The sequence below is a fragment of the Rhodococcus sp. ZPP genome (assembly GCF_017656075.1).
GTDB classification, from domain to species: domain Bacteria; phylum Actinomycetota; class Actinomycetes; order Mycobacteriales; family Mycobacteriaceae; genus Rhodococcus_F; species Rhodococcus_F oxybenzonivorans.
Genome location: NZ_CP058640.1, coordinates 76379 through 91145 on the forward strand (window position 1 = coordinate 76379; position 14767 = coordinate 91145).

The 14767-nt window shown below is 66.2% G+C and carries 17 protein-coding genes; 15 read left to right on the forward strand and 2 right to left on the reverse strand.

Translation table 11 applies throughout. From position 1 onward, the window contains the following. Positions 1-55 precede the first annotated feature (55 nt). The 5 genes from HYG77_RS40820 to HYG77_RS35935 all read left to right on the forward strand — a co-directional run bounded on the left by HYG77_RS40820 (position 56) and on the right by HYG77_RS35935 (position 3551). Positions 56-1003 carry an NlpC/P60 family protein gene (locus tag HYG77_RS40820; RefSeq protein WP_208964353.1) on the forward strand — a complete coding sequence of 316 codons (948 nt, stop codon included), beginning with the start codon at positions 56-58 and terminating at the stop codon, positions 1001-1003. Between the two features lie 127 nt (positions 1004-1130). Continuing rightward, positions 1131-1547 (forward strand): hypothetical protein, encoded by a 417-nt coding sequence (locus tag HYG77_RS35920; protein ID WP_159927981.1) that lies wholly within the window; start codon positions 1131-1133, stop codon positions 1545-1547. A 168-nt stretch (positions 1548-1715) separates the two neighbouring features. Beyond that, positions 1716-2288, forward strand: a complete 573-nt coding sequence (locus HYG77_RS35925) for a 3'-5' exonuclease (RefSeq protein ID WP_208964354.1) — start codon at positions 1716-1718, stop codon at positions 2286-2288. Positions 2289-2409: 121 nt separating this feature from the next. Further along, positions 2410-2802 (forward strand): hypothetical protein, encoded by a 393-nt coding sequence (locus HYG77_RS35930; RefSeq protein WP_007299950.1) that lies wholly within the window; start codon positions 2410-2412, stop codon positions 2800-2802. Further along, entirely contained in the window at positions 2799-3551 is a 753-nt protein-coding gene (locus tag HYG77_RS35935) for an RES domain-containing protein (protein WP_208964355.1), read from the forward strand. The genes HYG77_RS35930 and HYG77_RS35935 overlap by 4 nt, the downstream gene beginning before the upstream one ends. A gap of 248 nt (positions 3552-3799) precedes the next feature. Here the strand turns inward: HYG77_RS35935 and HYG77_RS35940 are convergent, their stop codons facing one another. After that, entirely contained in the window at positions 3800-4651 is an 852-nt protein-coding gene (locus HYG77_RS35940) for a phosphoadenosine phosphosulfate reductase family protein (RefSeq protein WP_208964356.1), read from the reverse strand. Positions 4652-4777: 126 nt separating this feature from the next. Between HYG77_RS35940 and HYG77_RS35945 the strand changes: the two genes are divergently transcribed. From HYG77_RS35945 to HYG77_RS35970, 6 genes are all read left to right on the forward strand, one after another. Next, the gene (locus HYG77_RS35945; RefSeq protein WP_208964357.1) at positions 4778-5455 is read left to right on the forward strand and encodes a hypothetical protein; all 678 of its coding nucleotides are present in this window, start codon (positions 4778-4780) and stop codon (positions 5453-5455) included. After that, positions 5452-5871 (forward strand): hypothetical protein, encoded by a 420-nt coding sequence (locus tag HYG77_RS35950; RefSeq protein WP_159927969.1) that lies wholly within the window; start codon positions 5452-5454, stop codon positions 5869-5871. Before HYG77_RS35945 ends, HYG77_RS35950 begins: the two co-directional genes overlap by 4 nt. Beyond that, positions 5868-6737 (forward strand): hypothetical protein, encoded by an 870-nt coding sequence (locus tag HYG77_RS35955; RefSeq protein ID WP_208964358.1) that lies wholly within the window; start codon positions 5868-5870, stop codon positions 6735-6737. Before HYG77_RS35950 ends, HYG77_RS35955 begins: the two co-directional genes overlap by 4 nt. Next, positions 6734-7459, forward strand: coding sequence for a hypothetical protein (locus tag HYG77_RS35960; protein ID WP_208964359.1), 726 nt, complete (start codon positions 6734-6736; stop codon positions 7457-7459). Before HYG77_RS35955 ends, HYG77_RS35960 begins: the two co-directional genes overlap by 4 nt. 248 nt (positions 7460-7707) lie before the next feature. Further along, on the forward strand, positions 7708-7977 hold the full coding sequence (locus HYG77_RS35965) for a WhiB family transcriptional regulator (RefSeq protein WP_072948860.1): 270 nt from the start codon (positions 7708-7710) through the stop codon (positions 7975-7977). Positions 7978-8382: 405 nt separating this feature from the next. After that, complete coding sequence (locus HYG77_RS35970; protein WP_208964441.1) at positions 8383-8919, forward strand: hypothetical protein; 537 nt, start codon at positions 8383-8385, stop codon at positions 8917-8919. Positions 8920-9293: 374 nt separating this feature from the next. Here the strand turns inward: HYG77_RS35970 and HYG77_RS35975 are convergent, their stop codons facing one another. Then, the gene (locus tag HYG77_RS35975) at positions 9294-10499 is read right to left on the reverse strand and encodes a hypothetical protein (protein WP_208964360.1); all 1206 of its coding nucleotides are present in this window, start codon (positions 10497-10499) and stop codon (positions 9294-9296) included. Between the two features lie 464 nt (positions 10500-10963). Between HYG77_RS35975 and HYG77_RS35980 the strand changes: the two genes are divergently transcribed. Genes HYG77_RS35980 through HYG77_RS35995 form a run of 4 tightly spaced genes read left to right on the forward strand, consistent with a single transcriptional unit; the run spans position 10964 to position 14698 of the window. Then, a complete protein-coding gene (locus tag HYG77_RS35980) occupies positions 10964-12064 on the forward strand; it encodes an AAA family ATPase (protein WP_208964361.1) in 1101 nt (366 codons plus the stop codon). Continuing rightward, positions 12061-13320 carry a VWA-like domain-containing protein gene (locus tag HYG77_RS35985; RefSeq protein ID WP_208964362.1) on the forward strand — a complete coding sequence of 420 codons (1260 nt, stop codon included), beginning with the start codon at positions 12061-12063 and terminating at the stop codon, positions 13318-13320. Before HYG77_RS35980 ends, HYG77_RS35985 begins: the two co-directional genes overlap by 4 nt. Continuing rightward, complete coding sequence (locus tag HYG77_RS35990; protein WP_159927950.1) at positions 13317-13511, forward strand: hypothetical protein; 195 nt, start codon at positions 13317-13319, stop codon at positions 13509-13511. Before HYG77_RS35985 ends, HYG77_RS35990 begins: the two co-directional genes overlap by 4 nt. Next, positions 13508-14698, forward strand: a complete 1191-nt coding sequence (locus tag HYG77_RS35995; RefSeq protein WP_208964363.1) for a hypothetical protein — start codon at positions 13508-13510, stop codon at positions 14696-14698. The genes HYG77_RS35990 and HYG77_RS35995 overlap by 4 nt, the downstream gene beginning before the upstream one ends. The last annotated feature ends 69 nt before the right edge of the window (positions 14699-14767 follow it).

Below are 14767 nucleotides of genomic sequence, written 5' to 3' on the forward strand. Positions count from 1 at the left end.
TCATCGAGACAGTACTTCCGCCCTTGGCCGCCACATCCTCGGCAAAGGAGACATCATGGATTTCGCATCGATCATCGTCGGCGTCGCAGTGGCCGGCGCATCAGCCGCCCAGGGCGGCGGAGTGGACCCCGCGATCACCGACAGCGTCACGTCGGTCGCACAGGACCAGGCGACAGCTCTCGTCCAGTATGTCCCGGACCCGCAGCCCTACCTCGACGACGCGGCCCGGGCAGTACAGCAGGCGCAGGAGCAGTTGCCCGCCGAGTGGCATGCCGAGATCGAGAACGCCATTCCACCGGAAGTCCAGGATGCCGCTGCAGGGGCCAGGGAGCAGCTCCCGCCCGAGGCGCATGGCCTGATTCCCGAGGTGGTCCTGCCCGCCCCAAGTCCAGGACCCGGGCCCGCCGGCGGTGCCGCCAACCCCGCAGGACCCGCAGCTCAGGCACCGTCATCGACTCCGCAGCAGGAGACGAAGCCGTTAGTCCTGCCTCCTGTCGTCAGCGGGGCACCCACCACTGCGGCCGGCATCCCCTCCCTGACAGGAATGCTCGCCCCGACCGCAGTCAGCGATCTGACCTTCGATCCACGCTTTCCCCGCAATCTCGAGTTCGCGCGTGCGGTCATCGAAGCGGCGATACGTGCGATCGGATTGCCCTACCAATGGGGCGGAGGCCTTCTCACCGGACCGTCGATGGGCGACGGCACCGGAGGAGCTACCGCCGGCTACGACTGCTCGGGGCTCACTCGCTTCGCCTACTACATCGGCACCGGCGGCACGAAGGTATTGCCCCGCACCTCACAGGAACAGTTCCGGGCAGGCCAGCAGATCAGCATGACCCAAGCCCAGCCCGGTGACCTGCTGTTCGGGAACTGGCAGGCAGACGGAGCCAACCACGTCGCGATCTACCTCGGCGGTGAAAAAATGCTCGAGGCACCGCAGACCGGGCAGCGCATCCAGATCAGCGCCGTCCGCCCGGACATGATCCCCGCCCGCTTCCTGTGACCATCGGGGACGGTGCCCCGCGCTGATCCCGAAGCGGAACAATACGATCGCCACCATAAACCCAGACCGGCAACAAGTCGTGTCGCGACGTGCGGCACGACCGCAGAGACGAAGGAGACAGTGACACATGACCATTACTCCAGCAGCCCACAAGAAGGCGATCGAGACCGCACGAAAGAATGCGGAAGCACTGGCGCAGAAGGCAATCGAAACCAGAGTCGCGCTTGTCGGAGCCATCGGTGAAGCAGTGGAAGAGCTTGCCGCACTCGATTCTGCACGCGAGGCAGCCGTAGAGGCAATCAGGACGGCCCACGAGAACGCGATCGACGGCGGATGGACGGCCAAAGAGCTCGCTGCCATGGGGTACACCGCCCCGAAGAAGCGGAAGAACACCTCCGGTAAGCCTGCGCGCGGTGGCGCCAGCAAGGACGCGACTGAGACGACCGACGTCGCAGATGCTGCTGCACCGCAGGAAGGAGATCAGCCGCCGAGCACCGACGGGCAGGTCTCCAGCGAGCGCGAACCTGAGCATTCCTACAGCTAGGAAGCAGTCCGGTGGTGTGGTTCCAGCCTCTCGGGTGCCTTCCCCCGATCCTGGTCGGGAGACGGCGCTCGAAGGCTACCAGGAACTTTCGCCGGAGCTGGCATGGGGGCCGGAGTCAGAGCCACATGTCAGAGGGTGTCGTCACGATGATCACGAGAAGGAGGTGGCATGACCAGTACACAGACGTCTCCGCAGCAGTGGGCACGGGGCATGCTCGTCCCCGGCCGGGCCGCGGTTCTGGACGTTGAATCGACTAATTTGGACGGCAGCATCATCGAAATCTGCGTTTTGGACGCCGCGACCGGGGATCCACTGCTCGATACCCTGGTCGATCCGGGCGAGGTTGCGATCCACCCGGACGCGTATGCCGTGCATGGAATTTCCTCGGCCGATCTGATTGGCGCACCTGGCTGGTCTACGGTCCACCAGGCTTTGATTGCGGTGACAGCTGGGCGAGTGACGCTCAGCTACCACAGTGAGTTCGACAAGGGTCGCGTTCTCCATGATTGTGCTCGGCACGGTCTCGACCCCGCGCACCTCGCCGACCCCGAGATGTGGGGATGCATCATGCGGATGCGATCGCAGGCCGAGGGCACCGAGAAGAGCATTCGGCTCGATGGCGGACACCGAGCCCGCAGCGACGCCGCAGCCGCCCGCACCGTCTTGCTCGGCATCGCGGAGGGCACCTCGGCGCCATCCACGACCGTGGACCCCGCCACTACCTCCCATCGGCCGGCGTAGTCCACCGTGCCGCACGTTCGAGGCGGGTCCGGTAGCAGTCCCCTTGTGGGTCTGCTCTCTCGGCTGGTGCCTTGCTGGGTTCCTGGTTGTGATTTACCCTGGGATCTGGAGGTGGTTCGTGATGACCGCAGCACATCCCCGGCCGGATCTGGAGGCGTATAACCAGGCCGCCCGTATGTCCCAGCCCGAGCTGGTCACCGCGTTGCGGGAGCTGCTGGGCGCGAAGCTGGTCGCCTATCTGGGGCGCGTCAAGGAGACCCGTGCAGTGCGCCAGTGGGCAGAGGGCACACGGACGATCGGTAGCGACTCGGATGTGGAACGGCTGCGGATCGCGTACCGGGCGGCACGGCTGATCACCGCCCGCGACACCCCGGCGGTGGCGCAGGCCTGGTTTCAGGGTTTGAATCCGATACTCGACGACCGCGCCCCCGCCTTGTTGCTGCGCGAGGGGGAACTCGCCGATGTCGGCCCGCAGGTCCTCGCCGCGGCCCGGCAGTTCGCCGCGGTCGGATGACCAAGGGCGATTATGCCCTCGTCGCCACGGCGCAAGGGTCGATGTGGTGCGCCCACCGATATGGGTGCGAGGTCTATCGGGTGGGGTTCGCGCCGTCGCCGTGGGAATGGACACCGTGGGTGTACGCCACCGACGGCCGGTTCACCGGCCGGTGGGACGACCCGGACGGTGTGTGGCGCACCCTCTATGTGGGTGCCAGTCGATTGGCCTGCTACCTGGAGGTCCTCGCCTACGCCCGGCCGAGCGCGCAGGTGATCGCCGATCTGGACGAGATCGTCGTCGACGACGAGGATGCAGCCGCGTTCCCCACTGTCGAACCCGGCCGGGTGCCGCGGTCGTGGTGCGTGCCTCGCCTGGCCGCCCACGGCGCGCTGACGGGGTGGTTCGCGGTCCCCGGGCATCCGGAGACGCTGGCCACGCTGCGTGTCGGGTTTCGGTCGGCTGCGATCCGGCACGGACTCGATGATCTCGACGGCGCCGCGATTCGGGACGGCCGCCCGCGGGCGTTGACACAGGCAATCTCCAAGTGGATCAACACTCTTGGCGGTCCGGACGGATATCCCATTACCGGTGTCGAGTTCGACTCGCGCCACGGTGACGGGCTGCGGCTGTGGGCAGTCTACGAGCGACCGGGTGACCCGGTGGTCAGCCCCCACGTCACCGCATTGGATCAGATGCCGGTGGCACCCGACGACAGTGACCTTATCCGGGCGATGCGTCTGCTCGGACTCGAATGGGACGACACGTGAGTCCAGCCCCCTACGTGATCACGAGATTCTCGCAAACTTCACGGCGGAACCACAGTCGCGGCACTGGTTGGGTGGGTGTGGTCACCTGAGTAGGCCCCAGTTCGGCCACTGATCGTCACGAATCCCGGCCCCGGCTGAGGTGGCGGTGGTCGTGGACGGGTGGTGGTGCTGGCTGGGCGGCCGAGGTCCACAAACGACGCGACACCGCGCTGACTCTCTTGGGCCGGTCCCGTGATACTCGCTCGCCCTCAGACGAATTCGCGGATCCGGGGGAGGACTTGGGCGAGTTCTTCGAAGAGTTCCGGCCATCCGCGGCGTAGGCGGGTGATGCGCCCGTGTTCGAGGAAGGCGCCGTCGAGCATGTGGGAGACCCGTAGGTGCCCCTCGGGGGTGCCGAGTTGGCGGAGTTTGTCGTAGACGGGGTTCACCGGTAGCTGGTGTGTGGCGATGTAGGCCCAGATCTCGTCGGTGTCCCAGTCCCAGACGGGCCCAAAGACACGGGTTCCGTCGGCTCGGTCGATGACGCCACCGTGGTGTCGGCGTTGCTCGGTGGTGTTGGTGCAGCAGCCGTCGCAGTCGCGTGTGACCTGGCTGCTGAGTGCGTTGTAGTAGAGCGACCAGCGGCCGGTGCCCTTCGCGGATTCGTCGGCGCGTACGCCCCAGATTTCTCCTGGCCCGTGTGCCGCGTGCGCTGCACGGGAGGGTGCACCGATGAGGATCTCGCGCAGCTTCTGGCTCGTGGCCCGGGTGGGCTGGTGGTGGTCCCATTCGCCGGACTGGGCGAGGACTGTCAGCAGTGGTGGGTCGGCTCGGTGGGGTTCGAGGTTCAGGTTCCAGGTGTCGGCGAGTGCGGTGATGTAGGTGTAGGTCTCGGGGTACTCGAGGCCGGAGTCGAAGAACACGACGGGGATGTTCGGTTCGACCTGCAGGGTGAGGTGGAGTGCGACGAGTGAGTCCTTGCCGCCGGAGAAGGCGAGGTACCCGTCGTGGTCGTCGAGGTGCCCGGCGATGCGCCCGGTGAGGGCCCTGAGGTCGCGGCGGGGCCGGCGCAGTGCCCGGAGAGTGTTCAGGTCCAGGCCGGGTTCGGGCTTGCCCGCCACACGTCCTCCTCACGTTGTCCGGTCGGTATCGAGATCTCGCAGCTTCTGTCACACAGTGTCCGCCCGGTGGATCTTCCTCCATGCGTAGGGCGTTTTGAAGTCGTCTGGGCATGTGAGGAGTGTGTTGTGGGGAAACTGTGCGAGGTGGCCGGCCGGCTGGACGTCGTCGCCGCGGCGTTCGCGTCGACGAAGACACGCGAGGTAATCGAGCTGGCGAGGATGGGTCGGTGTGCGAGATGCGCAGCGTCCCCGGTTCGGGTGGAGGCGGTGACCAAGGTGCTCTCCCGAACGTTCACGGGTTTCGATTCGTGGAAAGCGCCCGCGGAGCGTGGGCTGTGCACGTCGTGCGCCTGGGCCTACCAGTACCCGGATCTACGCAGGAGCATGCATGTGGTCACCACACGACCAGCAATGAGGGCAGTGACCGCGGCGGATCTCGAACGGATTTTGTCGCGGCCACTCGAGCCGGACACCGCCGTGGTGGTGCCCTTGCGGCCCGGTCGAAAGCACATCCTGCCGCACGCGCGGTGGGGCGGGATTGCTGTGGAGGACACGTGCCTGCCGTGGACTGCGCGTGATGTCGCGGCGGTGACAGCGATGCGCCGACTGCGGGCGCTGGGGTTCGGTGCCCGGATGCTCGCCGAGCCTGCGGCCCCGTATCCGGTGCTCGCGAGGATCGCTCCCAGGCGGTGGCCGGCGGTCTTCGCGGACTGGGATCGTCTCGCCCCGTACCGCCAGATCGGGCAGTGGTGGGAGCTCGCGCTGCGGGCCACCGTGTCGGCGAGCGCGAAGGGAACGAAATGACCAGCCCGACCGATCGATGGCTCGCGGCCGCACCGGCGGGGCTGCCGCCGCTCGAGGGTCCGGCGTCGACAGCAGAACGCCTGCTGTTGTTGTTGCACTACGGGATCGACTGGGATTCGGGATGGGTCGGCCGGCGACGGGAAACGTACTGGACCCAGCACCTGCCGAACCGTGTTCGGGTCGCCACCTATATCGGTGGCGGCGATCTCGACCGGTGGTGGTCGGTGGTCTCACGGTCCCTCGAATCGGAACCGACGAACACCGACCAACGGCTGGAACTGGCGACGTTGCTGCGTGAGGAGTCCGAGCCGGTGCTGACGTTGCTACGTGAGCGTCCCACGTCGTACGTGTTGCGCACGCGGATCGTCGCCGAAGCCGTGGCCGCCGCTCGCTCTTCGGGAAGGAAAAATCGATGAGGTCGACGGTGCGTTGGGATGTCGAGCTGACCGCGCTGTCCTCAATCTCCCAGAAGGGGGAGGACTCCGGAACGACGACGACACTGTTCCGGCGCGAGCCGGTGATCCAGCCGGACGGAAAGCCGGTGCTGGTGCCGATCGTGTCCGGGAACTCCCTGCGCGGCGGGTTACGCAGGATCGCCGAGGAGCTGTTCCGCGATGTCATCGGCTACGAACAGCAGATCCCGCTCTCGGCCGCGCACGCGCTACGCAACGGCGGCTCTTTGACGAAGGTCACCGGCGACGGTCTGACCGGCCGCCGGCGGCAGCGATTGCGGGAGCTGGTCCCCCCGATCGGGGTGTTCGGCGGCAACGGCGGAGGTCAGCCACCGATCGACGGTTGCCTGAAGGTGGGCAAGGTCATCCCGCGGGTGCGTGAGACGGAGACGATCATGACCCGGGCGTATGACGGCCGGCTGATGAGTCAGTTCGAGTTGGTCTCCCTGGAGAGCTACAGCCGATTCGACGACACCGACACCCGGGCGTTCCCCGAATCCTCCGCGGTGGTGGTCGGAGCCGGCAAAGATGCCGGCTCGTCGATGCTGATGCGATTCGAGGTCGAAACACTTCCCGCGGGAACCCGTTTCGAAACCTTCTTGCGGCTGGACCGGGCCACCCCACTCGAAATCTCGTTCTTCACCGATGTGTGGGGCAGATTCGCGCGTGACGGATTCCTCGGAGGGCGCAGCGCGATAGGTCACGGGCGGGTCCGCGCCGAATCGGATCGGGTGGTGTTGGCCGGCCCGGACCCGCAGTCAGTGGACTGGCGCGTCGAGCTCGCACCACTGCGCGATGAGGTCATCGAAGCACTGTGCTGGCTGACATGACGGGCACCGAGGAGATGGCACCGTTCGTTGTCCGGGCGCACCTGTCGTCGGGACTGGCGCACGCGACGCCGTGGGGAATCAGTCTCGACGGGATCCTCGCCGCCGAACTGTGGGCCGATCACAAGGCCGCGGCACTCGACCGAGGCGAGGATGTGCCGGCGCTGACACCCGAGTGCGCCCCGCCCGACCTCGAGCTACCACTGGCGCGATGCGAGCTCGCCGGCGAGGACTGGCATTGGTGTGCGACGTGCTCGTTCCCCGAGGACCCGGCCGGTGATCCGTTGGTGCGGCACTGGGCGTCGCGGGCCGATCACCGCGGGCTCGAGCAACTCAGTCACACGCTGCCGGCGGTGATCTCGGATCGACAGGGCCGCTACCGGGCCCGCTACATGCCTTTGATGATCACCAGCACTCGCACGGTCACCTGGCGCGGAGTCGGAGATCTCGACGCCGTCGCCACGATCCTGGGTGGCCTGGATGTCATCGGCAAGAAGCGGGCCCATGGCGAGGGCAGGGTCCTGCGGTGGGAATTCGAACACTGCCCCGCCGCCGACCGGTGGGCGTCGGCGCACCTGCATAGCGACGGCACTCTCGGGCGCACCACACCACCGGCCTGTGTACCCGATCGACTCGAACCGGAATCGGCCGGCTTCGGGTTGGCCGGTCTGCGGCCGCCGTACATGCACCCGACCCGAATGAGGCAACTCCACCTACCTCGATGAGCGTTGTGCGCGTACCGGTTCGGTGCATGTGTTCTCCGCGCGATGTCACTCAACTCATCGATCTCGGATCTTCCTCCTCATGACGGGATAAGGCCGCTTCGGAGGGGACACGAATGGTTGTGACGGAGGACATCGATCACGGCGTGACGCGATTTGTGCGTGACGGCCGTGATGCGAAGTCGAGTCGCGCTGTCCAGGTCAGGGGATACCGTCCGCCCCACCGAGACACCATCTGCGGGAAAAGGGAGATGAGCGAGATGACCGATACCGACACGCGGCCCAGGATGGCCTTGGACGCTCCGCAGTGGCGGGACTTCGCGCTGTGCCGAGTGACCGATCCGGAAGCGTTCTTCCCCGAGACGGGGGAGAACGGCCGCCCCGCGAAGCGGGTGTGCTCTGGATGCGAAGTCCGTGACGCCTGCCTCGCCGAGGCGCTCGCCCATGATGAGCGGTTCGGGATCTGGGGTGGGCTGACCGCGGCCGAGCGCCGCAAGCATTACCCGAAGCGACACCGGTGATCGCCATGGCCGTGGACTTCGCACACACCAGCCACGCCGACGCACTAAAGCGATCCACCTCGCCCGGTACCTATGGGATCGGGGCCTTACCCCGGCTGACCTGCTGTCACTTCGGGTTGAACAGCTTCGTCGACTTGCGCGGACGGTGGGCGTTCATCCGCCGCGCTCGGCGGAAACTGGTATGTCACAGGCAGGTTGCTGGAGCAGAAGACGCGGTGGGCGCAGGCGGATCCGGACCACCCCGCTGCTGCTCACGCCCGCTTGGACGAGCGGGAGTTATGGATGCCGTCACCGCAGCCGGATCCAGAGGCCGGTGGGGACCTGTTGTAATGGAGAACCGGCGAATGGGGGAAGCGATGAAGGTGTGCCCCTTTACACCAAGAAGCAGGAACAGGAGTGGATGAAATGTCGGAGCTGTCGTGGATCACTGCCCAAGAGTTGTACGACCAGGGATATACAGTCAATGGAGCGCGTCAGCTCTTCGGGGAGCCGGAGACAAGCCCTGATGGGGCCCTCGGCTGGGACGTGGATTGGATCGACCGCGTCGAGGAAAGAGCGCTCATTCCTGTGCTGCCCTTCCTTATCGAACGTCTGCGCGGACATTCTGAGGTGGGAGAGGCTGCTGGCGAGCTGGTCAGGCTCTACGAGGAACTCAATCGTCGAGCTGGAACTGTCGGTGCACCCGATCCGCTCCATCACCATGAAATCTCTGAAGATGAGCTGGTAGAGCTGGGAAATGACCGGGATGCCCTGAATGCGATCTACGGGTCGCCGCACCGTTGGACGCAAGAGCCTGTGGTCGAGGGCAATCCGGTTCCGTTCACGTCGCAGGCACCAAGCCGGTTCGGAGATGGGGCGCGGTTGGTAGGAAGCCGGACGCTTCGGTGGTGGCTCAAGAGTGCAGTAAGCGAAGTAACGAACAAGCAGACCGAGAACGCCTGAATCATGAAAGGTGCTGGAGGCAGAGGACATGTGATGATCGGCGGAGTTATCACGGAGTCGATGCTTGTGGACTGCGCGAGAATCCTGGCCGGCAGCAGCTGGCTCGTCCGCGACGGTGTCCGGTGCCGCCTCTGGGCCGGACGGTCGAACCCGTGGTGTGGGGTGTCGCCGCGGGTGGGGCGATGGTAGCCATCGTCGTCTGCGCCGCCCTTACCAGCAACGCTCGGGTTCACGTGCGATGAACACCGTTCCACCTGGTGCTGTGTGAGCAGGGTGGTCGGGGATTTCGACTCAGCTATCAACCGATTGTGCGCCATAACATGCTGGCGCCGGAGAATCCGGAATCTCGTAGGGTGTGGCGGTCGCATGACTGCTTAGAGCACGGTGACCTTGTCGGACGTCTTGATTGGTGCGCCTTCCGGTCCGGCGATATAGGTCGAGATCCAGATCGGATGGTGACGTTGTTCCCTGGGATACCACTGCCTCTTCCAGTGACCTCGGACTGTCCAACGATGCGAGTATGTGCGCGTTGCTGCCTCATTGGTGGGTCGCGCTGAGGATCGGGACCGGTAGGACAGATACGTGATCTGTGAGGGCTTCTTACGTCGGCGAGTAGTCGCGGACTTCCCGGCCGACACTGCCGTGGACTCGACCTGTGTTGTCTTCTGACGGAGCATGTGGGTGAAGGAGATGAAGACCTCGAGAATCTCGGCGGATGTCCATCCGCGGTAGATCGTGAGGATTTCTTGCGGGAAATCCGAATCCATAGCGGCAGGGACGAAGCCGCCGATCGAGTGCAGGCTCGGCGGAGTGTCGCTCTCGGGAGGGCTGAGTTCGGCTTCCGCGGTCGGGAGCGGCAGGTAGACGTGGTTGACGTATCGGTAGACCAAGCCCTCGCGTAGCTCGCCTTCGTCGCCGATGAACTCCTCCATTCCGGCTGCCGATACGAGCTGAACTGACAGAAGAGTGTCGTACAGGATTTGCCAGATTAAGAAGAGTCCGCCGTCGGGTTGGGCGAGGTAAGCAACTCCGGAGGGTGATGGCAGATCTGCGGGAGTCACGCTCACCTCGGCAGATGTCTCACTGCCCGCGAGGATGAGGGCTGTCATTTCCTCGGAGGCGTAGTACGCGTGCCGATCGACTGTAGCTCCGCTTGTGCACCTATACGCGCAGTACATCCCGAGCATCACGCGCTCTTCAATGGCGCCAATGGCGGACTCCTTCGGCCCGAAGCAGAAGTAGTGCGGTGTGTTGGCCAGCAACGATTCCGCGGATTTCCCGTGGAATTCACAGAACCACGCGAGTGTGGTGCCAATCGTTCGCGAGGCGCGGAACCGTTCGAGATCGGGCACCAACCAGGCATACGGCTCGAGGTGTTTGAGGACGGGTGTGGCAGCTTCGTCCAGTGCGTCCAGTAATAGCGGCATCTGTGCCGGTTTCAAGTCGGCCAACGCCATCTGTGCCCGCCGACGGGTCGGCAGGCCATGCCGGAACTGCTCACCCGTTACGAACGGTCGATTCCACTCCTGCTTGGTCTTGCGGCTGTCCTGCTTGGTCTTGCGGCTCTTCGCTTTACCCATCGTTCCCCCTCATGTGTGTCACTGTACGAACCGAATGCCGGTGTGATGTTCAGACACGCATTGTGTGTTGGATCACTGGGCGGTACCCATTGGTCTCGCTGCGGGGCTGAGTGTTGAATTCCCCGTCGCCGTGGAGATTCGGTGACTGGCCGTCCCACGAGCCGTGATCGGCGGCTCAGCAGTCTGGCGGTTGGTCGCCGTCGTCGCCAATTTCGAGAAGCGAGGTCGGCTGGGCCGGCGTTCTGCCGGAACACACTTGTAGGCATGAGGGTGGCGTTGGTGGGAGAGCTTCGTCAGATTGCTTTGTTCCCCAGTGAAGCCTCGTCCCGCGTCCCCGGCACAGGGTGCGCCGGGGACGCGGGACGAGCGCAGAACCCCCTATTTTGTGCAGGTCAAATCGTATAATCGAGGAGTCTAATTCGGTAGCGAGACTGACCAACTCGCTCGACTCTGGAGGATTTTCTGTGGCTGATTTGGCGACTGCTGTGACGGTGTTGGATGCGAATGGGCGGGCCGGTGTTCCGTCGTTGTTGATCTCGGGTCCGGGTATGGGTAAGTCGAGTCTGGTGCGGGGGTTGGCGGCGGCGGATGGGGTGTTGTGCGAGACGGTGCTGGGGTCGTTGCGTGAACCGGCCGACTTCGCTGGCCTGCCGGTGGTGCGTGAGCACGGGGTGACGTTGGAGGCTCCGGACTGGGCGAAGCGCATTTCCGCCGAGGGTGGTGGCTATCTGTTTTTGGATGAGTTGACGACGAGTGCGCCTGCGGTGCAGGCGGCGATGCTCGCGGTCGCGTTGGACCTGAAGGTCGGTGATCTGCAATTGCCGAAGGGAACGCGGGTGATTGCGGGTGCGAATCCGCCCGATTGTGCTGCCGGTGGGTACGAACTGGAAGCGCCGCTGGCGAATCGGTTCTGCCATGTGGAGTTCACTCCGTCTGTGGACGAGTGGTTGGACGGTATGGCGACGGGGTGGGCCACGCCGCCCGCCTCGCGTGCGGTGGCGACGGACGAACAGCGGGTGGCGCTGGTGCGTAGTTCGATCACCGGATATGTCCAGCGCAACCCGGAAGCGTTGGACGCGTTCCCGTCGTCGGCGGCGCAGACCGGGGGAGCGTGGCCGTCGCGGCGCACGTGGGCGATGTTGGCGGCGGTGTTGCCGCATCTGCGTGACGACGACAACGCGGCGATTAATGCGGCGGTGTTCGGCCTGATCGGCGAGGGAACGGGTGTCGAGTTCTTGGAATGGCGCAGGAACGCCGATCTGCCCGACCCGGTGGCGGTGATCGAGAATCCGGAAACGGCGTTCGACTGGCAGTCTCGTCCGGACCTGGTGTGGGCGGTGTTGTCGGGTGTGACGGCGTGGGCTGCGGGGCGGGGCACCGTCGAGGCGTGGCGCAGCGCGTGGGGTCCGCTGATTGCGGCGGCGGAAGCGGGTGCACCTGATGTGGCGGGCGCTGCGGCGCGGACGTTGGCGAAAGCGCGGCCCGCGAAGGTGGCTGTTCCGGCTGCGGCGCGGCGGTTTGCCCCGATGTTGGTGGCTGCGGGTTTGGTCGGTGAGGCGGCGTGAGCGCGGTGCGGGTACTCGAACCGGACGAGTTGAGGGCGTTTCGCCTGGCACGGTTGGTTTCTGCTGAACAGATGCCGTACTTCACGCGGGCGTTGTTCGCGGCTAGGCCGGTGGCTGCGCCGGGGCTGGGCACATTCGCGGTGGATGCGCAGTGGCGGTTGTATCTCGATCCGGCGTTGTTGGTCGGTGCGAACGCGTGGCCGGTCCCGGTGGCGGGTGCGGTTCTGTTGCACGAGGTTGGGCACTTGTTGCGGGCACATGCGGCGCGCGCGGAGTTCTTGCCGAAGCCGGTCGCGCACTTGGCGTGGAACTACGCCGCCGATGCGGAAATCAACGATGACTTGCTGGCGGCCGGTGTCGGGCTGCCGGAGGGGGTGATTACCCCGGAGTCGTTCGGGTGCGCATCGGGAGGCATCGCGGAGGACTACTACATGAGTCTGGTAGATCCGTCTGCCCCTTCATCTCCGAACGCATCCGCAGACGGCGATGGTGATCCGGGGTGTGGGTCCGGTGCGGGGTGCCCTGCTGTGCCCGGCGAGTTGGGTGCGGCCGGGAATGAGGTCACCGAAGGTCTCGACGGCGCGGAGGCCGACCTGGTGCGGCGGTATGTCGCGCAGGCCGTTCGTGAGTGTTCGGGAAAGGGGCGGGGGAGTGCCCCGGCCGGGTTGGTGCGGTGGGCCGGTGAGGTACTGGCACCGCCGACGGTGGCATGGGATCGGTTGTTGCGTGCGGTGATCCGGCGCGTCTTGGCGGATCAGGCGGGGCGGACGAACTACACGTATTCGCGACCCTCGCGGCGCGGGATCCCGGGGATAGTCGCTCCGGCGATGCGCGGGCCGTCGATCACGGTCTCGATTGTGGTCGACACGTCGGGATCGATGTCGGCAGATGATCTGGATGCGGCGATGAGTGAGGTTGCCGGGGTGCTGCGGGCTGGCGGTGTGGCACGTGATCGGGTGCGGATTCTGGCCTGTGACGCGTCGAGCACAACGGCGCAGCCGGTGCGGTCCATCGCGGACGTGAAACTGATCGGCGGCGGCGGCACCGACATGCGGGTGGGTATCGACGCGGCGAATGCTGCGCGTCCGCAGCCGCATGTGGTGATCGTCCTGACCGATGGGGATACGCCGTGGCCGGATCGCCCGTCGCGGTCGCATCTGGTGTGCGCGGTGATCGGCAGTGACACGGCTGCGGGACGTACACCGTCGTGGGCGTCGACGGTGTACGTGCCGGTCGGTGCGGGAGTTCGCGCATGAGCGCGGCAGGAAGCGGCGACCTGATCCGCTACGCCGACCGGGTGTTGGCCGGTACCGGGATCGCCGCCCACCAGGTCGCGGCGGTAGTGGCGGGTACGGCGACCGATGCGGCGGCGGAAGCATTGCGCGCCGGTTGGCACTGCGCCGCGAATCCGGTGCAGGGGAGCGGCGAGGGGCGGGGTGCGGCATGAGCGTGGAATGGTTCGACCTCGCTCAGCGGCTCTATGCCGCCGAAACCCGGTCGCCGGTCGCTCGGCTCACGCACACCACGTTCAACCCGTCCACGGCGGCGCTGGCGGTGCGTGCGGTGGCACGCGGCGGCAGCGTGTCGGTGTCGGTGTCCGGGGTGGGTGGTGGTGAGGAACGCGCCCGCGATGTCGATGGCCTGGGGCTGCTCGCGGTGCACGGCGGCACCATCGTGGGGCGCTGTGACCCGCCGCCGTTGCTCACCGACGACACCGGCACCCTGCCTGCGCTGCTGACGCTGGCGCGGGCGCACGCCCATCACCCGGACCCGCAGGTGGCCGGTGCGGCGGCCATGGTGGCGTGGTGGGCGGATCGGGCGGACCATCCCGGCACCTCGGCGGTGGTGAATCTGGTGGCCGCGTCGTCGGCGCGGTACGTCCTCGGCACCACCCCGGAGGCCGAACGGTCAGCGACCACGTGGCGGCAGTGGTTCGGCATCTCCGATGACAGCGTTAACGGCTTGCATGAGTGGGCCGCGAAGATCGGTGGCGGACCGCTGCTGCCACTCCTCGAGCCGATTCACGAGGACGACCGTTATTCGTGGGACCGCGCGCTATCGGCGGCGACAGCCGGGCATGACTGGTCGCGCCCGGACAACACCGCCAGCGCCGCCATGGGACTGCGCACCCGATGCGATGCCGCCGACTTGAAAGCTGCTGCTCTGCTCGATGATCCGCTCTGGCGGCAACGCGCAGTCCATACCGGGCACGTGGCGGTGGGGGTGGCATCGGTGGCCCCGCCACCGATCCGGTCGCGTCGGCGCAACGCATCGCTGTCGGTGACCTGTGAGCGGCTCGATTCACGGTTGCGCGTCGGCTCCGAGGTCACCGGCTGGATGGGCACCCCGGCGGACAAGCCGTTCGAGCGGTTCTGTGTCGAGGTCACCTCGGCGCACGTCGTGGACGGAAAGTTGGTCCTCGGTCTCGGTTCGGTCGGCGCACACGCCCCCGCACCGGAAGCAAGGGTGTGCTTGATGCCGCAGCCGCCGTCCCCGCAGACGATGCGCGCGGGTCGGGGCCGATACTGGCGGCTCTACCGTGCCCGCCGTTCCTGGCTCTCCACCGGCCAAACGCCTATCGCTGCGCGGCGTGAGGTCCCCCTCGACGTGCTGATCGCGGGAGCAGAGGACTAGCCCCGGCAGCCTGCACCGACACCCGAAATATTATGCCCTCACAACACCTTTCGCGAAAGGTTTCATCGT